25 protein-coding genes are annotated in these 25,283 nt (G+C 61.5%); 19 read left to right on the top strand and 6 right to left on the bottom strand.

The window, feature by feature from the left end; genetic code table 11:
* Window positions 1-8 precede the first annotated feature (8 nt).
* The 9 genes from EIC84_RS09870 (at window position 9) to EIC84_RS09910 (ending at window position 8,550) form a co-directional block, all read left to right on the top strand.
* Window positions 9-731: a GNAT family N-acetyltransferase gene (locus EIC84_RS09870; RefSeq protein WP_003068014.1), complete on the top strand. Its 723-nt coding sequence runs from the start codon at window positions 9-11 to the stop codon at window positions 729-731.
* Between the two features lie 188 nt (window positions 732-919).
* Complete coding sequence (locus tag EIC84_RS09875) at window positions 920-1,801, top strand: HlyC/CorC family transporter (protein WP_003068015.1); 882 nt, start codon at window positions 920-922, stop codon at window positions 1,799-1,801.
* Between the two features lie 152 nt (window positions 1,802-1,953).
* Window positions 1,954-3,615, top strand: coding sequence for an apolipoprotein N-acyltransferase (gene lnt, locus EIC84_RS09880; protein WP_003068016.1), 1,662 nt, complete (start codon window positions 1,954-1,956; stop codon window positions 3,613-3,615).
* Between the two features lie 202 nt (window positions 3,616-3,817).
* The gene (fabA, locus tag EIC84_RS09885) at window positions 3,818-4,342 is read left to right on the top strand and encodes a bifunctional 3-hydroxydecanoyl-ACP dehydratase/trans-2-decenoyl-ACP isomerase (RefSeq protein ID WP_003068017.1); all 525 of its coding nucleotides are present in this window, start codon (window positions 3,818-3,820) and stop codon (window positions 4,340-4,342) included.
* Window positions 4,339-5,562, top strand: coding sequence for a beta-ketoacyl-ACP synthase I (gene fabB / locus EIC84_RS09890; protein ID WP_003068018.1), 1,224 nt, complete (start codon window positions 4,339-4,341; stop codon window positions 5,560-5,562). Before fabA ends, fabB begins: the two co-directional genes overlap by 4 nt.
* A gap of 79 nt (window positions 5,563-5,641) precedes the next feature.
* Complete coding sequence (locus EIC84_RS09895; protein ID WP_003068019.1) at window positions 5,642-6,229, top strand: HAD-IIIA family hydrolase; 588 nt, start codon at window positions 5,642-5,644, stop codon at window positions 6,227-6,229.
* Window positions 6,230-6,360: 131 nt separating this feature from the next.
* The gene (locus tag EIC84_RS09900; protein WP_003068020.1) at window positions 6,361-7,101 is read left to right on the top strand and encodes a 1-acyl-sn-glycerol-3-phosphate acyltransferase; all 741 of its coding nucleotides are present in this window, start codon (window positions 6,361-6,363) and stop codon (window positions 7,099-7,101) included.
* Window positions 7,102-7,114: 13 nt separating this feature from the next.
* Window positions 7,115-8,107 (top strand): M48 family metallopeptidase, encoded by a 993-nt coding sequence (locus EIC84_RS09905; protein ID WP_003068021.1) that lies wholly within the window; start codon window positions 7,115-7,117, stop codon window positions 8,105-8,107.
* Between the two features lie 26 nt (window positions 8,108-8,133).
* Window positions 8,134-8,550: a rhodanese-like domain-containing protein gene (locus tag EIC84_RS09910; protein ID WP_003068022.1), complete on the top strand. Its 417-nt coding sequence runs from the start codon at window positions 8,134-8,136 to the stop codon at window positions 8,548-8,550.
* A gap of 24 nt (window positions 8,551-8,574) precedes the next feature.
* On the opposite strand, the gene galE is transcribed toward EIC84_RS09910, so the two are convergent.
* Complete coding sequence (gene galE, locus EIC84_RS09915; protein ID WP_003068024.1) at window positions 8,575-9,597, bottom strand: UDP-glucose 4-epimerase GalE; 1,023 nt, start codon at window positions 9,595-9,597, stop codon at window positions 8,575-8,577.
* 79 nt (window positions 9,598-9,676) lie between these two features.
* Window positions 9,677-10,147: a peptidoglycan-binding protein LysM gene (gene lysM, locus EIC84_RS09920; RefSeq protein WP_003068026.1), complete on the bottom strand. Its 471-nt coding sequence runs from the start codon at window positions 10,145-10,147 to the stop codon at window positions 9,677-9,679.
* A gap of 170 nt (window positions 10,148-10,317) precedes the next feature.
* Here lysM and EIC84_RS09925 point away from each other — a divergent pair, with 170 nt between their 5' ends.
* The 5 genes from EIC84_RS09925 (at window position 10,318) to rfbC (ending at window position 14,632) form a co-directional block, all read left to right on the top strand.
* Window positions 10,318-11,091, top strand: coding sequence for a type III pantothenate kinase (locus tag EIC84_RS09925; protein WP_003068027.1), 774 nt, complete (start codon window positions 10,318-10,320; stop codon window positions 11,089-11,091).
* Between the two features lie 69 nt (window positions 11,092-11,160).
* Window positions 11,161-12,231, top strand: coding sequence for a dTDP-glucose 4,6-dehydratase (gene rfbB, locus EIC84_RS09930; protein ID WP_003068028.1), 1,071 nt, complete (start codon window positions 11,161-11,163; stop codon window positions 12,229-12,231).
* Window positions 12,228-13,133 (top strand): dTDP-4-dehydrorhamnose reductase, encoded by a 906-nt coding sequence (gene rfbD, locus EIC84_RS09935; protein ID WP_003068029.1) that lies wholly within the window; start codon window positions 12,228-12,230, stop codon window positions 13,131-13,133. Before rfbB ends, rfbD begins: the two co-directional genes overlap by 4 nt.
* A gap of 63 nt (window positions 13,134-13,196) precedes the next feature.
* Entirely contained in the window at window positions 13,197-14,084 is an 888-nt protein-coding gene (gene rfbA, locus EIC84_RS09940) for a glucose-1-phosphate thymidylyltransferase RfbA (RefSeq protein WP_003068030.1), read from the top strand.
* Entirely contained in the window at window positions 14,081-14,632 is a 552-nt protein-coding gene (gene rfbC / locus EIC84_RS09945; RefSeq protein WP_003068031.1) for a dTDP-4-dehydrorhamnose 3,5-epimerase, read from the top strand. The genes rfbA and rfbC overlap by 4 nt, the downstream gene beginning before the upstream one ends.
* On the opposite strand, the gene EIC84_RS09950 is transcribed toward rfbC, so the two are convergent.
* Entirely contained in the window at window positions 14,629-15,495 is an 867-nt protein-coding gene (locus tag EIC84_RS09950) for a LysR substrate-binding domain-containing protein (protein WP_003068032.1), read from the bottom strand. The two genes, rfbC and EIC84_RS09950, sit on opposite strands and share 4 nt — an antisense overlap.
* Window positions 15,496-15,818: 323 nt before the next feature.
* Between EIC84_RS09950 and EIC84_RS09955 the strand changes: the two genes are divergently transcribed.
* The 4 genes from EIC84_RS09955 (at window position 15,819) to EIC84_RS09970 (ending at window position 21,117) form a co-directional block, all read left to right on the top strand.
* Window positions 15,819-16,868: a putative 2-aminoethylphosphonate ABC transporter substrate-binding protein gene (locus EIC84_RS09955; RefSeq protein WP_003068034.1), complete on the top strand. Its 1,050-nt coding sequence runs from the start codon at window positions 15,819-15,821 to the stop codon at window positions 16,866-16,868.
* 196 nt (window positions 16,869-17,064) lie between these two features.
* Window positions 17,065-18,141 carry an ABC transporter ATP-binding protein gene (locus tag EIC84_RS09960; protein ID WP_003068035.1) on the top strand — a complete coding sequence of 359 codons (1,077 nt, stop codon included), beginning with the start codon at window positions 17,065-17,067 and terminating at the stop codon, window positions 18,139-18,141.
* 2 nt (window positions 18,142-18,143) lie between these two features.
* Complete coding sequence (locus tag EIC84_RS09965; protein ID WP_003068036.1) at window positions 18,144-19,904, top strand: putative 2-aminoethylphosphonate ABC transporter permease subunit; 1,761 nt, start codon at window positions 18,144-18,146, stop codon at window positions 19,902-19,904.
* A gap of 97 nt (window positions 19,905-20,001) precedes the next feature.
* The gene (locus EIC84_RS09970; RefSeq protein ID WP_003068037.1) at window positions 20,002-21,117 is read left to right on the top strand and encodes a TIGR03364 family FAD-dependent oxidoreductase; all 1,116 of its coding nucleotides are present in this window, start codon (window positions 20,002-20,004) and stop codon (window positions 21,115-21,117) included.
* Window positions 21,118-21,223: 106 nt separating this feature from the next.
* Here EIC84_RS09970 and EIC84_RS09975 read toward each other — a convergent pair whose 3' ends face one another.
* The 3 genes from EIC84_RS09975 to EIC84_RS09985 form a co-directional block, all read right to left on the bottom strand.
* Window positions 21,224-22,318: a TFIIB-type zinc ribbon-containing protein gene (locus EIC84_RS09975; RefSeq protein WP_003068038.1), complete on the bottom strand. Its 1,095-nt coding sequence runs from the start codon at window positions 22,316-22,318 to the stop codon at window positions 21,224-21,226.
* An 88-nt stretch (window positions 22,319-22,406) separates the two neighbouring features.
* A complete protein-coding gene (locus EIC84_RS09980) occupies window positions 22,407-22,790 on the bottom strand; it encodes a VOC family protein (RefSeq protein WP_003068039.1) in 384 nt (127 codons plus the stop codon).
* Between the two features lie 30 nt (window positions 22,791-22,820).
* Complete coding sequence (locus EIC84_RS09985) at window positions 22,821-23,930, bottom strand: SPFH and helix-turn-helix domain-containing protein (RefSeq protein ID WP_003068040.1); 1,110 nt, start codon at window positions 23,928-23,930, stop codon at window positions 22,821-22,823.
* A 390-nt stretch (window positions 23,931-24,320) separates the two neighbouring features.
* Between EIC84_RS09985 and glyQ the strand changes: the two genes are divergently transcribed.
* Window positions 24,321-25,259, top strand: coding sequence for a glycine--tRNA ligase subunit alpha (glyQ, locus tag EIC84_RS09990; protein WP_003068041.1), 939 nt, complete (start codon window positions 24,321-24,323; stop codon window positions 25,257-25,259).
* Window positions 25,260-25,283: the final 24 nt, after the last annotated feature.

The following is a 25,283-nucleotide window of genomic DNA, read 5'->3' on the forward strand; positions in this document are numbered from 1 at the left end:
TTCAGGCTATGAACCTCCCCAAAGACTGGTTGACATCGCCCTGGCAGGCCGGCTCAGGCTGGCTGCGAGACATGGGCAAGTCCCATGGCGCCGAGCGTCGCTCGCCGTCCTTGGTCCCCATCCGTTCGCTGAGTCCGCGCCATCGCGACCGCATCATCAAGCATCTGCTCAAGCTGGATGCGCGTGATCGCTATCTGCGCTTTGGCTATGCAGCCAACGACGAGCAGGTGCGCCGCTATGTCGAGCAGCTCGATTTCGAGCGCGACGATATCTTCGGCATCTTCAACCGCCGCCTGGAATTGATCTCCATGGCGCATCTGGCCTTTGCCGGCCACCCCGAGCATGAGAAATGCGCGGAATTCGGCGTCTCCGTGCTCAAGAGTGCACGCGGCAAGGGGCTGGGGGCACGTCTGTTTGCACGTGCAGTGCTGCATGCGCGCAGCAAGAACGTGAGCATGATGTTCATCCATGCGCTGTCCGAGAACACGGCCATGCTCAAGATTGCGCGCAACGCGGGTGCCACGGTCAAGCGAGAAGGTTCGGAATCCGAAGCCTATCTGGAGCTGCCGCCTGCCGACTTCGAGACCCATGTCAGCGAGCTGGTGACGGAGCAACTGGGCGAGATGGACTACCAGCTCAAGAAGCAGGCCGTCAATTTCTGGGCTTTCCTGGCCGGCGTGCAGGAAGTGCGCAAGGGCGTGCAGGAAGGCCGCCATAAATCAGGCGAGTAAATCGTCTTGTGAAGCCGGCAAGGCTGCAGCCCAATAAAGACAAGCGCAAGCAGATATCAAAATAGCTTTGACTGAGTGCGCTCGGTGACAGTCGTTCATGGCTTTTGTGAGCTAGCAAGCCGTCTGTCAACACAATCCGTTATTCTTGGGGACTTGTTCGACTACCGCACGTCCTGCACTCCAAGACAGTGTCTGACCCCCATCCTGCGCGACTTCCCGAGAAGGAAGACAAGCGAAGCTTCCTGCAAAAGGTGGCTGAGTTCATCCATCCGGCACCGGAGTCTCCCGATGAACTGATCGAAACCCTGGCCGAAGCCGAAGACAACCAGGTCATCGGCACCGAGTCGCGCGTCATGCTGGAGCGCGTGATTCGCATGGCCGACATGAGCGCCGGAGAAGTCATGGTGGCCGCGCCACGCATGGATCTCATCAATATCGATGCTCCGTATGAAGAAATCCTGCACCAGGTTCTGACCACGGCGCATTCGCGCTTTCCGGTCTACCAGGGCGAGCGCGAGAACATCATTGGCATTCTCATGGCCAAGGATTTGCTCAAGCTGCAGCGCTCTCCCACCCTGAATATTCGTGCTCTGGTGCGCCCGGCCGTCTTCGTGCCCGAGAGCAAGGGCCTGAACGACCTGCTGCGTGAGTTCCGCGCCAATCGCAATCATCTGGCCGTCGTCATCGACGAGTTCGGCCGTGTGGCCGGCCTGGTGACGATTGAAGATGTGCTGGAAGAAATCGTTGGCGAGATCGAGGACGAGTTTGACATCCCCGAGGACGAGGGCGATATCTTTGCTCTGGCCGACAACAGCTACCGCGTGGCGGGCGATGCCAGCATCGAGCATGTGAGCGAGGAGTTCGAGACTTCGCTGCATGCCAGCGACCCCGATGCCGAGTTCGATACCATTGGTGGATTGATTGCCCATGAAATCGGCCATGTGCCCAAGCGTGGCGAGCAGATTCATCTGGGCGGGCTGGAGTTCACCGTGCTCCACACCAAGGGCGGCGCGGTGCGCTGGTTCAAGGTGGTGCGCGATCCTTCGCCAGACAGCTTGGTTCGCAACTGATCGCGACTTGCGCAAATCCGGGTCAGGCCCGGTGTGATGCCGATGGAAATACTGGTTGTGCCTCTTGGTATGCACAAATCTTGGCGATACCTCGTATGCTTGAATTCACCCAACCGCCCGGTTGGGTGTTTTGTTAGTGCCTGCTGATTCCTATGACCACCACTGCCTCTACCGTTCAGACCGCTGCTGCCAGGCCCAAAGGCTGGATGAGCTGGCTTTTGATGCTGATTGCAGGCGGGCTGCAGGCCTTCTCTCTGGCCTGGCCCTGGGCTCGCGGCCAGGGTGACGGCTGGCTGAGCTTGGCCGGAGGTTATGGCCGTCCGCTGTGGTGGCTGCAGATTCTGTCGCTGGCGGTGCTGGTTCATGCGCTGCTGGCTGCCCGTACCGCCGCTCAGGCGGCAGGCCGGGCCTGGCTGTTCGGCACGGCCTGGCTGGCGGCCACCTTCTGGTGGCTCTTCATCTCCATGCACACCTATGGCGGATTGGCGGCGCCATTGGCGGTGGCAGCCGTGTTGGCGCTGGCGGGCTTTCTGGGCGGTTATTACGCCGTGGCTGCATGGTGCTTCAAGCGTTTGGCAAAGGCGCCGGATGCATTGTTAGCGATGGTCTTTGCTGCACTCTGGACGCTGGCCGAGCTGGCGCGTGGCTGGCTCTGGACCGGTTTTCCCTGGGGCGCAGGCGGCTATGCCCATGTGGAAGGCCCGCTGGCCGTGCTGCCGCGCTGGATTGGCGTCTACGGCACGGGGTTTGTGGCGGCCTGGGCTGCAGCCTGGCTGGCGCTGCTGGTCTGGCGCATGCAGACCAGATCGGCGTTGCTGAAATTCAGGCCGGCCCTGGCATCTGCTGTGGCCCTGGGCCTGGTCTGGGGCGGGCTGTGGTGGTCGCGTGATGCCGCCATTGAAGCACCTGGTCAGCAGCCCGGCATGAGCGTGGAGCTGCTGCAGGGCAATATTCCGCAGGATGAAAAGTTTGAAATGGGTTCGGGCGTGGTGGTGGCTCTGCGCTGGTATGCCCAGCAGCTGCATGACGCCAGGGCCCAGTTGGTCGTGGCCCCCGAGACAGCCATTCCACTGCTGCCCCAGCAGCTTCCCGAAGGCTATCTGGACTTTGTGCGCGCACCTTTTGTCGCCAAGGAATCCAGCCGCGCGGCTCTGGTGGGCCTTCCGCTGGGGAACTGGGACAAGGGCTTCACCAATACGGTCGAAGGCTGGCTGCCGGGGCAGACCCAGGCTTATCAGTACGATAAGCACCATCTGGTGCCGTTTGGTGAGTTCATTCCGCCCATGTTCCGCTGGTTCACCGAACTCATGAAGATTCCGCTGGGCGACTTCAATCGCGGCGCACTGGGCCAGCCTTCCATGAGTTGGGCGGGTGAGCGCCTGTCGCCCAATATCTGCTACGAAGACCTGTTCGGCGAAGAGCTTGCGGCCCATTTCGGCAATGCGGCGACGGCTCCCACGGTGCTGGTCAATCTGAGTAACATTGGCTGGTTTGGCGACTCCGTGGCCATCGATCAGCATCTGTCCATCAGCCGCATGCGCGCGCTGGAGTTCGAGCGCCCCATGTTGCGCGCAACGAACACCGGAGCCACGGTGGTGATCGATCACAAAGGGCAAGTGGTGAAAGCACTGGCGCCTTTCGAGCGCGCGGTGCTGCAGGGCCGGGTTCAGGGGCGCGACGGGCTGACGCCTTATGCGCGCTGGGTACATGCTCTGGGTCTGTTGCCTCTGACTCTGTTGTGCCTCGTGTTCTGCGCGCTGGCCTGGATCTCCTTGAGAAAGATCGAGGAAGGCGTAGTGTCCCGCACGGAATAAGCCACCTCGGCATCAGCGGCTGTGGCATTTGTGGCAGAGTCTTGGGCCTGAAAACGGGTATTGTGTCCCGGGTAGGGGCGCGAGCCTTGATAATCCCTGGTTGTACCGCCCGCAGTGGGCGCGCGCAGCGGGCGCGGGTCCCGTCACCCAAAATACAGAGTAACAGGTAGCTTGCACAGGCTGCCGCGGAGCAATTGAGAGAATGGCTGAATCTTTTTCCTACGAACAACTGATCGCGTCCGGCGAAGGCAAGCTGTTTGGTGCCGATAGCGGACGTCTGCCCCTGCCTCCCATGTTGATGTTCGATCGCATCACACATATCTCCGAGGACGGCGGTGCCCACGGTCTGGGCAAGATTGTTGCGGAACTGGACGTCAAGCCCGACCTGTGGTTCTTTGATTGCCACTTCCAGGGCGATCCCGTCATGCCCGGTTGCCTGGGCCTGGACGCCATGTGGCAGCTGATCGGCTTTTACCTGACCTGGCTGCGTTTGCCGGGTCGCGGTCGTGCCCTGGGTGCAGGCGAAGTCAAGTTTACAGGTGAAGTAGGTCCTGATGTCAAACTCGTGACATATGAAATTGATATCAAGCGAGTAATCAAGCGCAAGCTGAACATGGCCATCGGCGACGCACGCCTGCTGGCCGACGGCAAGGAAATTTACGTGGCCAATGACCTGCGCGTGGGTCTGTTCCTGCGTGAAGGTGATGCCAAGGGAACGGCAGCATGAGCAAGAAGCGGGTAGTGATCACCGGCGCGGGCATTGTCTCGTGCATCGGCAATGACCTGGCAACCGTGGAGGCCTCGCTGCGCGAGGGCAAGAGCGGCATCAAGGCCATGCCCCAGTTCACGGAACTGGGCATGCGCTCGCAGGTGGCAGGCATTCCCGAGATCGATATCGAAGCGCGCATAGACCGCAAGCAGTTGCGCTTCATGGGCGATGCTGCGGCTTATTCGCAGATCGCCCTCGAAGACGCGATCAAGCAAGCGGGCCTCACGCCCGAGCAGGTGAGCAGCCCGCGCACCGGTCTGATCATGGGCTCGGGCGGCGGATCGCCCGCCAACCAGATCGAGGCAGCGGATACGCTGCGTGAAAAAGGCATCCGCCGCGTCGGCCCTTACCAGGTCACACGCTGCATGAGCTCCACGGTGTCGGCCTGCCTGGCAACCAATTTCAAGGTCAAGGGCATCAACTACTCCATCACCTCGGCCTGCTCCACCTCGGCCCACTGCATCGGTGCTGCGGCCCAGCAGATCGCCTGGGGCATGCAGGATGTGATGTTTGCCGGCGGCGGCGAAGAGCTGTCCTGGGGCATGTCTCTGCTGTTCGACGGCATGGGAGCCATGTCCAGCAAGTACAACGAGACGCCAGAGAAGGCTTCGCGTGCCTACGATGCCAACCGTGACGGCTTTGTGATCGCTGGCGGCGGCGGTGCCGTGGTGCTGGAAAGCCTGGACCATGCGCTGGCACGCGGTGCCAACATCCTGGCCGAAGTGGTGGGCTTTGGCGCTACCAGCGACGGTGAGGACATGGTCGCTCCTTCGGGTGACGGCGCCATCGCCTGCATGAAGCAGGCCATGGAAACCGTGGATGCGCCCATCGACTACATCAACACCCACGGCACATCGACCCCTGTGGGCGATATGCAGGAAGTGCGAGCCATGCGCGAGCTGTTCGGTGACCAGGTGCCTCCGTTCTCGTCCACCAAGTCGCTGACCGGCCACTCGCTGGGCGCGACCGGTGTGCAGGAGGCTATTTACTGCCTGATCATGCTGAACAAGGGCTTCATCGCAGGGTCCGTGAACGTGGAGACGCCCGATCCGCTGCTGGGCGATATGCCTCTGGTCACCCAGACCCGCGATGCCGAACTCAAGACCGTGCTGTCCAACAGCTTTGGCTTTGGCGGCACCAATGCCTCCCTGGTGCTCAAGCGCTGGGAAGGGCAGTAAGCGCCGGAGTCTTGGATCGCGAGCCCGCTTGGCCTTGAGGTAAGCGGGCTTTTTTCTGTCGTCGACTACTGTCTCCCCCATGAAGATCGCAATTCTTGACCGTGATGGCACCCTGAACCAATGGGGAGCTCAAGGTTTCATTGGCCGGCCCGATGAGTGGGTTGCAGTCCCCAGTGCGCTGGAGGCGGTTTCGCGCCTGAACCGTGCCGGCTGGCATGTGGTGGTCGCCACCAATCAACCTGGGCTGGGTCGCGGGCTGTTCGATGTGATCGAGCTCAACGCCGTGCACGCCAAGATGCACCGGGAGATGGCAGCCGTCGGCGCGCGGGTGGAGGCCGTGTTTTTTTGTCCGCACGCTCCCGATGAAGACTGCCAGTGCCGTAAACCAGGCGTAGCGCTGTTCGAGCAGATTGCCGATCGCTACGGTGCGGAAGGCCATGAAATCTGGGCCATTGGCAGCGGCGTCGAACATTTGCAGGCGGGCAAGGCTCTGGGCGCCCATCTGGTGTTCGTGGAGTCCACCGCCAGGCCCGAGTGCAGCAGCGATGCCGACCTGCCTGAAGGCAGCGAGCGCTATCCGGATCTGGAGGCCGTGGTGAATATGCTGTTGCCGCTGGGAGGCGATGAGGATGCTCAACCCCTGGATTCGGCGCCTGCCCCGCATTGAGCTCGGGTTTCAGGTCAAAATAGACTCAACTGCTTGAAAGAGCAGCGCAAGCTGCTATGTTTCTTGTTGATAACCGTGCCAAATCAATGGGCCAGACTTCAGGTCTGTGCTCACGTCATTCGATTGCTGTCATGTCCCTGATTCGCTCCGTCCTCCACATGTTGTGGATGGCTATTACCGTCATTCCCTACACTTTCGCGGTGCTGCTGGCCAAGTGGACCAGCGGTTCGTCGGCCAAGGCATACAGCGCTGCCCGCGCCTGGCTCAAGCTCTCGGTGGACAGCGCCCGCGTGATCATGGGGGTCCGGTATCAGGTGCAGGGCATGGAGAACCTGCCTGCGGACCCGAATCAGGGGGTGGTGCTGCTGGTCAAGCACCAGTCCACTTACGAGACCTTTCTCATGCCTGCCATCATGCCGCGCCCGCTGGCCTATGTGTTCAAGAAGGAGCTGCTGAAGGTGCCATTTTTCGGTTGGTCCATCGGTGCACTGGACATGATCCACATCGACCGGGCCCAGCGCTCGCGCGCCTTTCACAAGGTGGTGGAGCAAGGCAAGCGCCTGCTCGATCAAGGCATCTGGGTCATCATGTTTCCCGAAGGTACACGTGTGAATCGTGGAGAGGTGGGCGAGTACAAGACCGGCGCCACTCGTCTGGCCATCATGACGGGTGCGCCCGTGGTACCCATCGCTGTTACCTCGGCCAAGTGCTGGCCGCGCAAGGCCTTCATCAAAAAGCCCGGCGTGGTGGATGTTTCCATTGGCAAGCCCATTTCTTCGGTGGGCCGCAAGCATGACGAGCTGATGGTCGAGGTCGAGGCATGGATCGAGTCCGAAATGCAGCGCCTGGACCCAGAGGCCTACCGAAAATAAGGCAAAACTGCCCATGTCCACAGGCGATAGCTTGCAGCAAGCTTGGCAATGGCTGGTGCCGCCTGTGGTGGGGGATGGTCGGGGCGGGTTGATGCCGCGCAAGCGCCGGCGCAGCGGCCCTGAAGCCATTGAACAGCGTTTGGATCAATCCGAGCTGGAATTTGAGAATAGTCAGCTTGTAGCGCCCGTCAATATCTCGGTGGGTGCTATTGATTCTGAAGAGAATGAGCTGCCTGCAGAGCCCACACTTCTGGTGCATCCGGAAGCCAGCCACAGCGCCCGCTTGCAAGGGCGCGAGGTGGCTTATCTGCTGCGCCGTTCGGCGCGCCGCAGCATAGGCTTCAGCGTAGGGCTGCAAGGGCTTGAAGTCACCGCTCCGCAATGGGTGGCCATGCGCGAGATCGAATCAGCGCTGCAGACCAAGGCCGGCTGGATTGTGCGCAAGCTGCAGGAAGCCGGACAGCGACAGCAGATCAAGCAGGAAGCGCGCATTCTCTGGCAGGATGGAGGCGTGCTGGACTATCTGGGACAGCCCATGAGTTTGCGGCTGACCGGGGATGCGTCACAACTGCTGCGTACCCGCCAGACGCATAGAGAGCAGGGGGGCGATGGCTCGCAAAGCCTGCATCTGCCCTTGCCGACAGGGGCACTGCCTGCCCAGGTGCGCGCAGCCGTTCAGGCCTGGATACTGCGGGAGGCGCGCAGCTATTTCACGGCTCGCATGCTGCACTTTGCCGCCCTCATGGGCGTGCGCTGGAATGCGCTGCGCCTGACAAGTGCCAGCACGCGCTGGGGCAGTGCCAACAGCAGCGGGATCATTCGTCTGAACTGGCGGTTGATGCAGCACAGCCCGCAAATCATCGACTATGTGGTGGTGCATGAGCTCGCCCATCTGCATCATATGGATCACAGCCCGCAGTTCTGGGCCGTGGTGGCCCAGGTGCTGCCCGACTGGAAGCACTTGCGCAGAGCATTGAGAGACAGGCCTCTGCCCGTTTGGGAATAGCGGCAATGATCGAGACTAGGAATGAAATGAGCAATACAACCCAAATCCAACCCGCTGCCGGCTATGCCGGCGATGTGCCGGCGGAGCTGGCCTGGCAATGGCTGCAGGCTGGTGAAGCGGTTCTGGTCGATGTGCGCACCGATGCCGAGCGCGAGTGGGTGGGCAAGGTGCCAGGCGCCGTTGCTGTGGCCTGGAAGCAGTGGCCCGGCATGGCAGCCAACCAGAACTTTGACGCCGAGCTGCGAGCAGCGGTACCCGAGGGCAAGAAAGTGGTGCTGCTATGCCGCAGCGGTGTGCGCTCTGTTGCGGCTGCCCAGCGTGCTGCGGGCCTGGGAATCGAGGCCTACAACATTCTTGAAGGTTTCGAAGGCGACGTTGACGCCAACGGCCAACGAGGCCAGTTGGGTGGCTGGCGCAAGCGCGGCCTGCCCTGGCATCAGTAATGCGCAGGGCCTGGCCTGCAGCTTCTAGACCGAGCGATAGCCGTTGGGGTTCTGGCTTTGCCAGCGCCATGTGTCGGCGCACATGGTGTCCAGATCATGCTCGGCTTGCCAGCCCAGGGTTTTCAGGGCGTGATCAGGGTCTGCGTAGCAACTGGCCACATCCCCGGGGCGGCGGTCTGTAATCGTATAGGGAAGGGTCTTGCCGCAGGCTTTTTCGAAGGCATGCAGCACTTCGAGCACGCTGTAGCCATTGCCTGTGCCCAGGTTGATGGTCAGCAACTCGGGCTTGGCCAGGCCGGCCAGCTTCTCGAGAGCCTTGACATGACCTCGGGCCAGGTCGACGACATGGATGTAGTCACGCACACCGGTGCCGTCCACGGTGTCGTAGTCGCCGCCAAAGATCTGCAGCTTTTCACGACGGCCCACGGCGACCTGTGCCACAAAAGGCAGCAGGTTGTTGGGAATGTCCGAAGGGTCTTCACCAATCAGGCCGCTGGCATGGGCACCAATGGGATTGAAGTAGCGCAGCACGGCCAGCGACCATTGGGAGTCGGAGTGGTAGAGGTCCGACAGAATCTCTTCCACCATCAGTTTGCTTCGGCCGTAGGGATTGGTGACCGAAGTAGGGTGCACCTCATTGAGAGGCAAATATTGTGGCGAGCCATAGACTGTTGCCGAAGAGCTGAACACCAGATTGCGCACATTGTGCTTTTTCATGGCGCGCAGCAGCACCAGGGTGCCATTGACGTTGTTGTCGTAGTAGTCCACAGGCTGGGCAACGGACTCGCCCACTGCTTTTTTGCCGGCAAAGTGCACGACACTGTCAATGCCATGCTCCTGCAGGGCCTGCTCAAGCGCAGCTTGATTGCGGACATCGCCATTGATCACGGCAATAGTGCGTCCAGTGATTTGCTCCACGCGGCGGATTGCTTCAGGATGGCTGTTGCTGAAGTTGTCGAAAATCACGACTTCATGACCGTGGCTGATCAGTTCGATGGCTGTATGGCTGCCGATATAGCCGGCACCGCCTGTGAGCAGAGTTTTCATAAGCTGCAGTCTAACTTCGAGTCAAATGAAAAAAGCGCTCATGCGAGCGCTTTTTGCGGCTGAATTTACAGAGCCAGATTCAGAGCGCCGGAATGCGCAGCTTCTGGCCAGGATAAATCCTGTCCGGGTTGCTGAGCATGGGCTTGTTGGCTTCAAAAATCACGTTGTACTTGTTGGCATCACCATAGTACTTCTTGGAGATGGCCGACAGGGTGTCACCGCGTACCACATCGTGGTATTGGGCTTCTGGCTCGGGGTTGGTGACCGCCATCAGGTTGTCCACGGACTGGACATTGGCCACATTGCCGCAGCACAGTGTCACTTTTTCCTTGATGGCCTGAGTGGGTGCCGTGCCATTGACTGTTACCTTGCCTTGAGAAGCATCGAATTGAACCTGCAGATCGGATACGCCCAGATTCTGGGTATTGATATAGCTGGCGATCGCCTGAGCCGCCTTGACATTCAAGTCTTCGGCCGGTGCGGCCGCATGTGCGTCGCTGCCGCCAAACAGTTTTTCTCCGGCTTCCTTGATGAAACTGAACAGACCCATGGTTTCGACTCCTCAAAAGTAGTGGAAGAAAGCGGTTCACTTTAACGGTAAATCGAAATGATTTCTTGCAGGAGATGGACTGAGCGCTTTCTTTGACAATTTCCTGCGCACTTGTAATGAATGTGACAAGCGGCTGTCTGTCACAGAGAAAAGTGCTGATAATCCGCCGCATGACATTTTTGGCCATAGACATTGGCAACACCCGTTTGAAGTGGGCCATGTATGAAGATCATCGCCCTGGTGCTGCCTTGCTGGCCCATGGAGCGGAGTTCCTGGAGCATATAGAGCGCCTGGCAGAAGGTGCCTGGGCCGGGCTGCCGGCTCCCGAGCGCATGCTGGGCTGCGTGGTTGCCGGTGAGACGGCAAGGCGCAGGGTGCACGAGCAGATCGAGCTCATGCTGGGATGGAATCTCGAGCCTCAGTGGGTAGTCCCCTCCATCGCAGAAGCAGGGGTGACCAATGGCTATGACCATCCTTCCAGGCTGGGTGCGGACCGATGGGTGGCCATGATTGGTGCACGTCACCACATGTTGCAATTGGGCGAGACCCGGCCCTTGATCACGGTTATGGTGGGCACGGCAGTGACGGTCGATGCCATGGATGCGCAAGGCCGATTTCTGGGCGGCCTGATCATTCCCGGGCATGGCATCATGCTCAGGGCCCTGGAAGGCGGTACTGCGGGCCTGCATGTGCCGACGGGTGAAGTCAGATGCTTTCCCAAGAACACCAGCGATGCGCTGACCAGCGGCGGCACCTATGCCATCGCAGGTGCGGTGGAGCGCATGTATCAGCATCTGGCAGAGCACTGCGGTGCAGAGCCGATGTGCATCATGGCGGGCGGTGCCGGCTGGAAAATGTCTCCCAGCATGACCAGGCCTTTTGAGCTGATCAACAACCTGATTTTTGATGGCCTGCTGGTGATGGCTGAAAAGCGCTGGGGCTGAGTGTGCTGGCTTGATGGCCGTGGGTTGGGCTTTTCTATCGCTATCACTGAAATTTAGAGGCAGCTCTCTATGATTTTCGTAACCGGCGGTGCAGGCTTTATCGGCGCCAACTTTGTTCTCGATTGGCTGGCACATGTGAATGAGCCCGTGGTCAATATCGACAAGCTGACCTATGCGGGCAATCTGGAGAATCTGGCCAGCTTGAAGGGCGATGCCCGTCATGTGTTTGTGCAGGCCGATATCGGCGACAGTGCACAGCTGGCGCAATTGTTGGCGCAGCAACAGCCTCGCGCCGTGGTGAACTTTGCGGCCGAGTCGCATGTGGACCGCTCCATTCATGGCCCCGAGGATTTCATACAGACCAATGTGGTGGGCACTTTCCGCCTGCTGGAGGCGGTGCGCGCCTATTGGAATGGCCTGGAAGGCGAGGCCAAGTCCGGTTTTCGCTTTTTGCATGTCTCCACCGACGAGGTCTATGGGACGCTTGCGCCGACTGATCCTGCATTTACCGAAGAGCACAATTACGAGCCCAACAGCCCGTACTCGGCCAGCAAGGCGGCTTCGGACCATCTGGTACGGGCCTGGCATCACACCTACGGCCTGCCGGTGCTGACGACGAACTGCAGTAACAACTACGGCCCGCTGCATTTCCCGGAAAAGCTGATCCCGCTGGTCATTGTCAATGCGCTGGCCGGCAAGCCGCTGCCCATCTACGGCGACGGCATGCAGGTGCGTGACTGGCTGTATGTGCGCGACCATTGCAGCGCTATCCGCCGCGTGTTGGAGGCTGGCCGACTGGGCGAGACCTATAACGTGGGCGGCTGGAACGAGAAGGCCAATATCGATATCGTCAAGACCGTGTGCAGCTTGCTCGACGAGCTGCGCCCGCGTGCCGATGGCAAGGCCTATGCCGAGCAGATCACCTATGTGACCGACCGTCCCGGCCATGATCGCCGCTATGCGATCGATGCGCGCAAGCTGGAACGCGAGCTGGGCTGGAAGCCGGCCGAGACCTTCGAGACCGGCATTCGCAAGACCGTGCAGTGGTATCTGGCCAACCCCGAGTGGGTGGCCCATGTGCAGTCGGGTGCCTACCGTGACTGGGTGCAAAAGCAGTACACCGGCGAGGCTTCGGCATGAAGCTGCTGCTGCTGGGCAGGAACGGGCAGGTCGGCTGGGAGCTGCAGCGTAGTCTCGCGCCTTTGGGCGAGGTGATTGCGCTGGATCGCCAGAGCGTGAATGTGGATGGGAATGGCCTGTGCGGTGATGTCGGCGATCTGCAGACACTGGCGCAGACCATTCGCAGCGTGCGCCCGGATGTGATCGTCAATGCCGCAGCGCATACGGCAGTGGACAAGGCCGAGAGCGAGCCGGATCTGGCCTTGCGCCTGAACGCCGAAGCCCCTGAAGTCATGGCGCTGGAAGCCAAAAGCCTGGGCGCCCTGCTGGTGCACTACAGCACCGACTATGTCTTCGACGGCTCCGGCAGTGCGGCACGCAAGGAGGGTGATGCAACCGGGCCGCTATCGGTCTACGGTCGCACCAAGCTGGAGGGCGAGCAGCGGATTGCGGCCACGCATTGCCGTCATCTGATTTTTCGCACCAGCTGGGTCTATGCAGCGCGTGGCGGCAACTTTGCCAAGACCATGTTGCGTCTGGCGCAGGAGCGTGAAGCGCTCAGCGTGATCAACGATCAATGGGGGGCACCCACCGGTGCCGATCTGATCGCCGATGTCACGGCCCATGCCGTGCGCCATGTGAGCGCTCATGAAGGCGATGGCGGTCTCTACCATCTGGTTGCGGCAGGAGAAACCAACTGGCATGCCTATGCCAGTCATGTGATCGAGCGCGCCCAAAGCCTGCGACCGGATCTGGACTGGAAGGTGCAAAGTATTGCTGCCGTGCCGACCACGGCCTTCCCGACACCGGCGGCGCGGCCCTTGAACTCGCGTCTGGATACGCAAAAGCTGCAAGCGACCATGCAACTGCATCTGCCCGCATGGCAGCAAGGCGTGGAGCGCATGCTGCGCGAAATTCTGTAATTTTCAAATAACTCGCTTCCAACGCTTATCTGCAAAGCGTTGGAAGCCATCCATTGATTCATCATGACGACACAGCGCAAAGGCATCATTCTGGCTGGCGGCTCCGGCACCCGTCTGCACCCCGCCACCCTGGCCATCAGCAAACAGCTGCTGCCGATCTACGACAAGCCCATGATTTACTACCCGCTGAGCACGCTGATGCTGGCGGGCATCCGGGACATTCTGATCATCAGCACCCCGCAGGACACGCCGCGCTTCCAGCAACTGCTGGGCGATGGCAGCCAGTGGGGCCTGAACCTTCAGTATGAGGTGCAGCCCAGCCCTGATGGTTTGGCCCAGGCTTTTTTGATTGCCGAGTCTTTTCTGGGAGGGGGCTCCTGCGCGCTGGTGCTTGGAGACAATATTTTCCACGGCCATGATCTGCAGACCTTGGTCAAAGTTGCCAATCAGACCCAGGGTGGAGCGACGGTGTTTGCCTATCATGTGCAGGAGCCCAGCCGCTACGGGGTGGTGGAGTTTGACCAGCAAGGACAGGTGCTATCGGTAGAGGAAAAGCCGGTCGAGCCAAAATCCAATTACGCAGTGACGGGGCTGTATTTCTACGATTCGCAAGTGGTCGAGATTGCAAAGACTCTCAAGCCCTCTGGCAGAGGCGAGTTGGAAATTACAGACATTAATCGTATTTATCTGGAAAGAGGTCAGCTCAATGTGAAGCTGATGGGGCGAGGCTATGCCTGGCTCGACACTGGCACCCATGACAGTCTGCTGGAGGCCGGTCAATTCATTGCCACCCTCGAGCAGCGTCAGGGGTTGAAGGTGGCGTGCCCGGAAGAAATCGCATTTCGTGCCGGCTGGATTGACGCCGCTCAGCTCGCCGAACTGGCAAGGCCGTTGCTTAAGAACGGCTACGGACGGTATCTGATGCAATGTCTGGAGGCTGGAGTGCGATGAAGGTCGTTCCGACTGCGATCCCCGAGATCAAGCTGTTCAAACCCACGATTCATCGGGATGGGCGAGGGCTTTTCGTGGAAAGCTTTCGCCAGGACCTCTTCAACCAGGCCACGGGCACGAACTACGAGTTCATTCAGGACAACCACAGCCGCAGCAGCAAGGGCGTGCTGCGTGGACTGCACTACCAGCTGCCGCCCCATGCCCAGGGCAAGCTGGTGCGTGTGATCTCCGGTGCGGTGTTTGATGTGGCCGTGGATATTCGCCGCAGCTCGCTCACCTTTGGCAAATGGGTGGGTGCGGAGCTGAGTGCCGAGAATCACCGACAGCTCTGGATTCCGCCGGGCTTTGCCCATGGCTTTGTGGTGCTCAGCGATACGGCGGACCTTGTATACAAGGCCACAGCCTATTACGCACCGGAGTCGGATCGGGGCCTGCTCTGGAATGACCCCGACATAGCTATTGCCTGGCCACAGCTCGATATCGACTTTTCCTTGTCCGAAAAAGATCAGCATCAGCCTGCATTCACGCAGGCCGAACTGTTCGATTAAGTCTGGTCTGATTCGGCCAGCTGCAGAAATGGCTGAATCAGCTGTGCATCGCGCCGCTCGCGCAGGCAGTACAGGTATTCGGGAAGACAGGGAACCTCGCCTTGCAGGTCGAGAACGACGAGTTCAGGGTGGGCCGATGCTTCGTGCCGCGCAAAAATGCTGATGCCCATCTGGCGGATCACGGCTTCACGTATGGACTCGCGGCTGGCAATTTCCAGCACGCGTTGCGGGCTGACCTGGGCCGCTTCCAGCATCTGCTCGGTCAGCTGCCGGGTCATGGAGCCGCGCTCGCGCAGGATCAGCGTGTTCTTTGCCAGATCCTCGATGGCGACGGACTTCTGCCCGGCCAGCGCATGCTGCCGGTGCACGACCAGGGCCAGCGGGTCGCGCCCCAGTTCAAGGCGCAGCAGGCGCGGGTCGGTGTCCAGATGCGAAGAGGTTGCCAGATCTACCTGGTACTCGGCCAGCGCCTGAATCATCTGGCGCGAATTGCCGTTGACGATGCTCACTTCCACCAGCGCATATTGCTGCTGATAGCGCTTGACGATGTCCAGAACATAGTAGGGGGCGGTTGCACCTATGCGCAGCTGACCCTGGTTGACATGGCCCGACTGGCGCAGCGCCGATTCGATCTGGGCCGACTGCAGCAGCAGCTTCTCTATTTCCGGCAGCAGCTTCAGGCCCGCATCGGTGATGGCCAGTCTTCCGCTCTGGCGCGTGAACAGTTCGACCTCATATTGCTCCTCCAAGGCCTTGATCTGCGCCGTGACCGTGGGCTGGCTCAGCCCCAGCTGGCGCGCTGCCTGGGTGATGCTGCCGAGGCGGGCAACCCAGAAAAAGGATTTGAGCTGTGTGGCAAACATGACAAGGTCTTCAAGAAAGCGGTGCCCGGATTTCAACATGAACGCAGCAGCCGGTAATGCGGATGAGCAGCTTTGATTTCAATAGCTTCTTGCGTATATAAGCAATGTCTTTTAGGTGGTTTTATAAAGAAATGTGAGACAGATAAGGCGTAAGTTGCTTTTGAATCAATAGCAGCGCGATGACTACAAAGTTTGCTGATGACGCCTTTGCCAGATTTCAGTTCTGTGACACAGGCGTTTCACAGTGAATTTCTACAGTTCCCTCATGTCGCAAACGGCCGCGTTGGTCGGGCGGCAACGATCAATCCAAGGGACTGTTATCCATGCGCCACGCTTTTGCACCCGCCACTCGCCGCTTCACTTTGATCGCCTTTTCCACGGTTGCCACGGCCTTGCTGGGCCTGGCATCCGCGGCCCACGCCAGGACCGATCTGCTGGTGTATTCGGCCCTGGAGGCCGATCAGATCAAGGCCTACAAAGCGGCTTTTGAAAAAGCCCATCCCGACATCGAGCTGAAGTTCGTGCGCGACAGCACGGGCATCATCACCGCCCGTCTGCTGGCCGAAAAGGCCAATCCCCAGGCAGATGTGATCTGGGGCGTGGCCGCCACTTCGCTGATGCTGCTGGACAAGCAAGGCATGCTGCAGCCCTATGCGCCCAGAAACCTGGCCAGGGTGCGCTCCACCATGCGCGATCCGGCAGCCACGCCGACCTGGGTGGGCATGGATCTGTGGTCGTCCGCCGTCTGTTTCAACACCGTGGAAGGCGGAAAGCGCAAGCTGCCCACGCCTGCCAGCTGGGCCGACCTGACCAGGCCCGAGTTCAAGGGCACGATCACCATGCCCCACCCGGCGTCCAGCGGCACGGGCTATCTGATGGTGGCCGCCTGGCTGCAGATGATGGGCGAGGACAAGGGCTGGGCCTATATGGATGCGCTGCACCAGAACATCGGCATCTACACGCACAGCGGCTCCAAGCCCTGCCGCCAGGCCGGCGCGGGCGAGTTCCCCGTGGGCCTGAGCTTTGAATACCGGGCCAACAAGACCAAGAAGGATGGTGCGCCCATAGACATCGTCTTCCCCAGGGAAGGCCTGGGCTGGGATGTGGAAGCCACGGCCATTCTGAAGACCAGCAAAAAGCAGGACGCGGCCAAAGCCCTGGCCGACTGGGCGGTGACGCCTGACGCCAACAAGCTCTACGCCGCCAACTTTGCCGTGCTGGCCCTTCCCGAGGCCCAGGAAAAGCACGAGTTCATTCCGGCCGATCTGGAAAAGCGCCTGGCCAGGAACGACTTCAACTGGGCAGCGGCTAACCGCGATCGTATCTTGGCCGAATGGTCGCGTCGGTACGAAGCCAAGGCGGAGAAGAAGTAACACCCCCTGAGGCGCTTCGCCTTGGCGGCGCCGCGCCTTCCCCCTCTCTGGCGCTGCGCGCCGGAGGGGGACGACACCAGCGCGGCGGGGCGGCCCTTGCGCGGTGTCTCTGGGTTGGGGCGCGCCGGTATCGACCGGTATGCGCTCTGGTGGAGATAGCAGGCCGTCCGTTTTTGCACGTTGAAAGTGATTGCAGATGCTGCGCATAGAACATATCGCCAAGCAGTACAAAGACACCCCGGTGCTGCGCGACATTGGCCTGTTGGTGGAGGGCGGCGAGTTCGTCAGCCTGCTGGGCCCTTCGGGCTGCGGCAAGACCACGCTGCTGCGCATTCTGTGCGGCATCGAGCAGGCCGACGCGGGCCGCATTCTGTTTCAGGGCGAGGACATCACGCGCTGGCCCGCCGCGCGCCGGGGCTTTGGCGTGGTGTTCCAGAGCTACGCACTGTTTCCTAACCTGACGGCGGCCCAGAATGTGGCGTTTGGTCTCAGGGGCCAGCCTGCGGCGCAAGTGCAGGCCCGGGTGCAGGAGATGCTGGCTCTGGTAGGTCTGGGTGCGCAGGCGCAGCGCTATCCGGCGCAATTGTCGGGCGGCCAGCAGCAGCGCATTGCGCTGGCCCGCGCACTGGCGCCGCGCCCGCGTCTGCTGTTGCTGGACGAGCCGCTGTCCGCGCTCGATGCCCAGGTGCGCACCGAGCTGCGCAGCGAAATCCGCCAGTTGCAGCGCCAGCTGGGCATTGCCTGCGTGATGGTCACGCACGATCAGGAAGAAGCGCTCTCCATGGCCGACCGCGTGGTGCTGATGCACCAGGGCCGTATCGAGCAGCAGGGCTCGCCCGAGCAGCTCTACGCCAAGCCGGTTAGCCACTTTGCGGCCGGTTTTGTGGGCCGCATGAATTTGCTGCCCGCCGTGGCCGAGTCGGGCGACGCGGTGCGCGTGGGCGAGGGGCGGCTTGAATGCAGCACTGCCGGCTTTGAGGTCGGTGATGCCTTGCTGGTGGGTGTGAGGCCCGAAAGCGCGGTGCTGCACCCGGCCCAGCCCGCAGCACTGCCCAATCTGTTTCGCGCGCGGGTGGTCGAGACCTCGTTCCTGGGTTCGCTGGTCCTGGTGCGCGTGTTCAGCCCCACGCTGCAATGCCAGATCGATGTGCAATGGCCGCTGCGCCATGACGCGCGTTTGCCCGACTGGCTGCAGGGCGAGGTGTTGCTGGAGTTGCCGGCTGCCGCGCTGCAGTCGCTGGCAGCGCCAGAGATTTTGCGAAAGGCGGCATAAGCATGGATGCCTCTTCTTCTGCGCTGCCCGTGGGGAGCTATGCGCCTGCAGCGGAATCACGTTGGCAGCAAGGCACCGGCCCTGCGGCGCCGCGGCAAACGCGTTTTTTCGATTGGGAAAAGCTGTGGCTGGGCCTGTCGGTGCTGGGCCTGCTGGGCGCGCTGCTGGTGGCCATTGCACTGCCCGTGGGGGCGCTGCTGGGCCGCAGCTTTGTGTCGGCCGATGGCAAGTTCTCGGGCCTGGCCCAGTACCTCGCCTATGCGCAAACGCCGGGCGTAGCTCAGTCGCTGTTCAACAGCCTGTGGCTGTCGGCCATCAGCAGCACCTTGTGTGTGGCCCTGGCCTATGGCTATGCCTACGGCGTGATGCGCAGCTGCATGCCGCTGGCCAGGTTCTTTCGCGCCATCGCCCTGGTGCCGCTGCTGGCGCCGTCGCTGCTCATGGCCATCAGCCTGATCTATCTGTTTGGCGCCCAGGGTCTGCTCAAGAGCTGGCTGCTGGGCGGCTCGGCCTATGGGCCGTTTGGCATCATTCTTGGCTCGGTGCTGTGGACGTTTCCGCATGCGCTGATGATTCTGTGCACCACGCTGGCCTCGGGCGATGCGCGCCTGTATGAGGCCGCCGCCACGCTGGGCGCGGGGCGCTGGCGCAGCTTCTGCCAGGTCACGCTGCCAGCCAGCCGCTATGGGCTGATGATTGCCTGGATTGTGGTGTTCGTGCTGGTGGTCACCGACTTTGGCGTGCCCAAGGTGATTGGCGGCAACACGCAGATGCTGGCCACCGATATCTACAAGCAGGTGATTGGCCAGCAGAACCTGTCCATGGGTGCCGTGGTGGCCATGCTGCTGCTGGTGCCTGCGGGCCTGGCCTTTGCGGCCGAGCGCCATTTGCGTGCCCGGCAGGCCGCTGCCATGAGCGTGCGGGCCGTGCCTCTGGTGCCGCAGCCCTGTGTGCCGCTCGACCGTGCGCTGCTGGTGTATTGCAGCCTGATGGCTTTGGCGCTGCTGGCGGTGATGGGCGTGGCCGTGCTGGCATCCCTGGTCAGCTTCTGGCCCTATAACCTGACGCTGACCTTCAGGAACTACCAGTTCGACCTGATGGATGGTGGCGGCTGGGCCAGTTACGCCAACTCGCTGACCATGGCCGTGGCCACGGCGGCGACAGGCGCGCTGCTGAGTTTTCTGAGCGCGTATCTGGTGGCCAAGCCCACGGGCTGGGGCCGCGCGCGCCAGTGGCTGCACGCGGTGGCCACGCTGCCCATGGCGGTGCCCGGGCTGGCGCTGGGTCTGGGCTATATCCTGTTCTTCAATGCGGGCGGCAATCCGCTGCACTTTCTGTACGGGTCCATGGGCATTCTGGTGCTGTGCACGGTCGCGCATTTTTTCTCGGTGGCGCACATCACCCAGCTCACCGCCTTGCAGCAACTGGATGCCGAATACGAACGCGTGGCCGATTCCATGGGCCTGCCGTTCTGGACGCTGCTGTGGCGCGTGCACCTGCCCGTGTGCCTGCCTGCGGTGATGCAGGTGGCGGGCTACTTCTTCGTGAATGCCATGACCACGGTGTCGGCGGTGGTCTTCTTGTACTCGCCCGAAACCACATTGGCCTCGGTGGCCGTGCTGGCCATGGATGACGCGGGCGATATCGCTCCCGCCGCCGCCATGGCCACGCTGATCTTTGCGACTGCAGCCGCCGGTCGCCTGCTGATTGCGCTGCTGGATGCCTGGTTGCAGCGGCGTACCCAGCACTGGCGCCAGCGCTGAGGACTTTCTCCACATCACTTGATCCCCTGAATGTCTCTCGCTGCATCGCCTTGGCGTTGCGGCAGGGACTTGGCTTGTCTGCTTTTTCTGTAACGCTATGAAAAACTACGATCTGATCGTCGTCGGTGCCGGCATTGTCGGCCTGGCGCATGCCTATACCGCTGCCACGCGCGGCCGCTCCGTGCTGGTGATAGAGCGCGACGGTGCCTGCCTGGGCGCCTCGATTCGCAACTTTGGCTTTGTCACCATCACGGGCCAGCGCGCCGGTGCCCATTGGCGGCGCGCCATGCGCTCACGCGACGTCTGGGCCGAGATTGCGCCCAAGGCCGGTATCGATGTCCTGCATGCCGGCCTGTGGCTGACGGCGCGCCGCCCTGCTGCGGCAGCGGTGCTTGACGCATTCATGCAAACCGAGATGGGCGAGGGCTGCGAGATGCTGACGCCAGCCCAGGCCGCGGCACGCCATCCGGCGCTGCGTAGCGAAGGGCTGCAATCCGTGCTCTACAGCCCGCATGAGCTGCGCGTGGAGTCGCGCACCGCCATCCCGCAACTGGCCCTGTGGCTGCAGCAGGATCTGGGAGTGGATTTCCGCTTTGGCGAAAGCGTGACGGAGGTGGCAACGCCGCGCGTCACCACCTCGCGTGGCCGCTATCACGCCGAACGTGTGGTGGTCTGCAACAACGCCGATCCAGGCGGGCTGTTTGCAGGCGAATGGACTGACAACCAAGTGCAGCTGTGCCAGTTGCAGATGCTGCGTGTCAAGCCGCAAACAGGCTTCAAGCTCGAAGGATCGGTCATGGGGGATCTGAGCCTGGTGCGCTACGAAGGCTATAGCGCGCTGCCCGAAGCCGCAGTATTGCGCGCCGAGCTGGAGCGCGAGGAGGCGCAAAGCCTGAAGCACGGCATCCACCTGATTGCCGTGCAAAGCGCCGACGGTTCGCTGGTGGTCGGCGATTCGCACCACTACGGCAGCGCGCCCCAGCCGTTTGCCAGCGAAGCCGTCGACCAGCTCATGCTGCGCCATATGCACGAAGCGCTGCATATCGACAAGGCCCAGGTTGTGGAGCGCTGGACGGGCATCTATCCCTCCAGTGCCGAAGCCCCTTGTTTTGTCAAAGCGCCAGATGCAGCGACACGCGTGGTGGCAGTGACCAGCGGCTCGGGCGCAAGCACGGCGTTTGGCCTGGCCGAAGAGGTGTGGAGGGCCTGGTAGCTGCTACGGATTGAATAGCTTCTGACGCTTGTCGGTTCTCGAATTTCAAGAAAATGAATTCAGAATCTTTATCTATAAAGTGCAAATTGCTATCAAAAAATGAGCATCACTGCTGCACAAACAGCGGCGCAATCAGCATGACGAGCAGGATGGCGGCGAGTACGGCAAACAGGATCTTGACCCAGCTGTAAGGCCGCTCGCCCGCAATCTGGCCGGTATAGCCATTGGCCACGATCTGGTAGGTCTTGCTGCCATAGGTGTAGCCGACCAGCCAGACCGGCACCAGCGTGTGCTTGAAGCTGCGGCCCGAGTATTGGCGCTGGACCTGCAGATTGCGCTGAGTGTCTCCAGGAACCTCGCGCGAGCACATGCTGCGCAGCTGACTGTCCATGTCTTCCTCGTTGATCCTGGCGGCCTTGGAGAGGTCCACCTGATAGCGCTCCACCGTCCAGCCGCGCACGAACTCCGGGCTATAGGGCTTGAGGTCGGTGGTGGTCGGGAAGGGCTCCACCTGGCGCAGCAGATGGGCATGCACGCCCACGGTGCCCGGCACCAGTTCATCGTCGAAGAAATGCTGCAGGCTGCCCGATGCCGGCTCCCAGCGCACATGCTGGACCTGGCGGGTCTGCAGATTGCCGTTGCCGTCGCGATAGGACTCGGTGGTGTAGTAGTAATAGCCGGCCTCTGCCCACCACTGCGCGCTGGCATGGGCGTCGAAGGTCCAGTAGGGCAGATAGACGCCGTGCAGCGTGTCCGTCAGCGCGGCGCTCTTGAGCTTGCTGGGCGCAAACCAGCGGCTGCCATACCACTGGCGGATCTTGTCGCGAATCTGTCCGTCGCTGATCTTGAACGGCAGGATGCTCTGCGGCGTGATGGCGTCGCTGCGCTCCTCATGGGCGACGATGGCCGGCGAGCCGCAGAAGTCGCAGCGCTGGGCCACGTTCTTACCGAGAAAGACCGAGATGGCGCGGCAGTTCTGGCATTGCACCTCGTAGCGCTCGTCCGAGCCCCAGCCGCGACCGCTGGCCGGGTTGCGCAAGGCCTCGGCCAGATCCTGCTCCACCACGGCGCGTCCCGGCTCGGGCTGTGTCTGCTCGCTCCAGGGCACGACGGTGCCGCAGTAAGGACATCTGAGCGACTGGGCCTTGGCATTCCACTCCAGATTGCCGCCGCATTCGGGGCAGACATGCTTGCCCACCATGGAAGGGGGAGCCGTCTCGGAGACTGGGGTGAATGCAGATCCGGAAGAGCGAGCGGAGGAAGCGGGTGTGGCCACGGCAAAAACGGGTTCAGGCGGCAGCGGGGGCGGGATGGGTTTCGTAGAAGGTCACGCAGTTGCCATCCTCGTCGAGAAGACTGAATTCCTGGGTGCCCCAGGGCTGCTGGCGCAGACCGCCGTTGGGGTGAACCGCATTCTCGGCCAGACACTGCGCATGCAGGGCGGCAATTCCCGCCACCTGGATGCGGCAGCTGGTCTGCCTGGGAATCTCCGGGTCCTGGCAGGCCCAGAAATGCAGCTCCAGGCCGCCCAGCGAGACGATGGCGTACTCGCCGGGCTGGGCGTGGATGGTTCTGGCGCCTAGCACGCGGGCGTAGAAAGCCACGGTGCGCGCCATGTCCAGCGATGCCAGCACCGGAGTGGTGCTGATGAAAACCGGTTTGTGTTCATTCATGACGTGCACCCCGATGCCATGGATTGGGGATCAGCCGCGCAGGAACTCGTCCAGCGCAGCCTGGGCGATGCGCCACTGGCTGCCGATCTGGCGGGCCTTGAGGTTGCCGGCCTGGATTTCAGCCAGCACATCGGCCTCGGCCACGCCCAGCACCTGGGCCGCCTGGGCGGGAGTCAGCACCTGCAGACCGGCGGCGGCCGGGGCGGCAGGCGTCTGTGCGGCTTGCGCCGCGGCCGGCGAGAAGGGGTCTGCCACAGCAGCGGCCGGGGCGCCTGCAGCGCCACCGCCTTGCATGCCCTTCATCATTTCCTGAGCCATGCCGAAGCCCATGGCCATGGTGGCCGGAATGGTGGCCGCCGCAGCGCCTTCGCCGCCATTGGCCATGGCCTGGCCCATCTGGTACTTCACATAGTCGTTGAGGTTGCCGATGGCGCCCATGCTGGAGCGCTTGTCGATGGCCTGCTCCACTTCGGGCGGCACGGAAACGTTCTCCAGCAGGAAGCTGGTGATTTCCAGGCCGTATTTCTCGCTGACGGCCGGGTTGATGAGCTGCAGCAGCGCGTCGCCCAGCTCGCTGTAGCGCTGGGCCACATCGAGTGCCGGCACCTGGGCCTTGGCCAGGGCCTCGGAGAAGATGCTGACGATGCGCGAGCGCATGGTGTCGGCAAACTCATCGATGCGGAAGTTCTGGTCCGTGCCCGCCACTTCCTTGAGGAACAGGGCGGCGTTGGTGATGCGGAAGTCATAGGTACCGAAGGCGCGCAGACGGATCACGCCAAAGTCCTTGTCGCGCATCATGATGGGGTTGGACGTGCCCCATTTGTTGCCCGTGAACAAGCGCGTGTTGATGTAGTAGACATCGCACTTGAAGGGGGAGTTGAAGCCGTACTTCCAGCCGCGCAGCGTGGACAGAACCGGGATGTTCTGTGTGGTCAGCAGATGGCGGCCCGGGTTGAACAGGTCTGCGAACTGGCCTTCGGAGACGAACTGCACCTGCTGCGACTCACGCACGATGAGCTGGGCGCCGTTCTTGATTTCCTTGTCTTCATCGGGCCAGCGATACGACAGCGTGTCGCGCGAATCATCGGTCCATTCGATGATTTCGATCAGTTGCTTGGTGATGATTTTCATGAAATCCATGACGTGCTCCGAAAGAGGATGACGGGAAAGGAATCATTCTAGGAGGCAAACCGCGGCAGCCGGTTCCGGGATGCATGGCAGTTGCGCGGAAATTGTTAAAAAGTGAGCGCACTGCGCTTTCTATTCAATAGTTTCATGGTTTATTGATGCTGCATCTGTCTATTCATGGGCGATAAGTGCTAGCGTTTTACTTTTCACATTTTGAAATCACCGGCTGGAGCCCCTTCGTGAAAATGCCTGCTGTGGGGCCGCGCAGACAGACTACGTCCGTGATCAGTGGCACAGACTTAGAATCTACCGCTTATGCGGTCGATACCGCCCAGAACACCTCTTAATGAAGATGCCGCCCGCAATCGCCAGTGATTGCAGGCGCGCGAACGTATACAAGTCATGCTGACCTTCCAACAAATCATTCTGAAACTGCAGTCCTACTGGGCCGAACAGGGCTGTGCATTGCTCCAGCCCTATGACATGGAAGTCGGCGCCGGTACCTCGCACACCGCGACCTTTCTGCGCGCCATCGGTCCCGAGCCCTGGAAGGCAGCCTATGTGCAGCCCAGCCGTCGTCCCAAGGACGGCCGCTATGGCGAGAACCCCAACCGCCTGCAGCACTACTACCAGTTCCAGGTGGTGCTCAAGCCCGCTCCCGACAATATTCTGGAGCTCTACCTGGGCTCGCTCGAAGCCCTGGGCTTCGATCTGAAGAAGAACGACATCCGCTTTGTCGAGGACGACTGGGAAAACCCCACGCTGGGCGCCTGGGGCCTGGGCTGGGAAGTCTGGCTCAACGGCATGGAAGTGACCCAGTTCACCTATTTCCAGCAGGTCGCCGGCATCGACTGCAAGCCCGCCACGGGCGAGATCACCTACGGCCTGGAACGTCTGGCCATGTATCTGCAGGGCAAGGAGTCGGTGTACGACCTGGTCTATACCGACGGCCTGTCCTATGGCGACGTGTTCCACCAGAACGAGGTGGAGCAGTCCACCTACAACTTCGAGCATTCGAATGCCGAGTTCCTGTTCAGCGCCTTTGCGGCCCACGAAGGCACGGCCAATCAGCTGATCGACGCCCAGCTGGCGCTGCCCGCCTATGAGCAGGTGCTCAAAGCCGCCCACACCTTCAATCTGCTGGACGCCCGTGGCGCCATCTCGGTGACCGAGCGCGCTGCCTATATCGGCCGTATCCGCAACCTGGCCCGCGCCGTGGGCAAGAGCTATCTGGACAGCCGCGCGCGCCTGGGCTTCCCCATGGCGCCCAAGGCCCATGCCGACGAGGTGTTGGCCGAGCTGGCCAAGGCCGCAGAGCAGGCAGCGAAGAAGGCTGCTTAAGCCGCTTTCACGCTACCACCGACC

Source organism: Comamonas sp. A23 (genome assembly GCF_004522605.1).
GTDB lineage: Bacteria > Pseudomonadota > Gammaproteobacteria > Burkholderiales > Burkholderiaceae_C > Comamonas > Comamonas thiooxydans.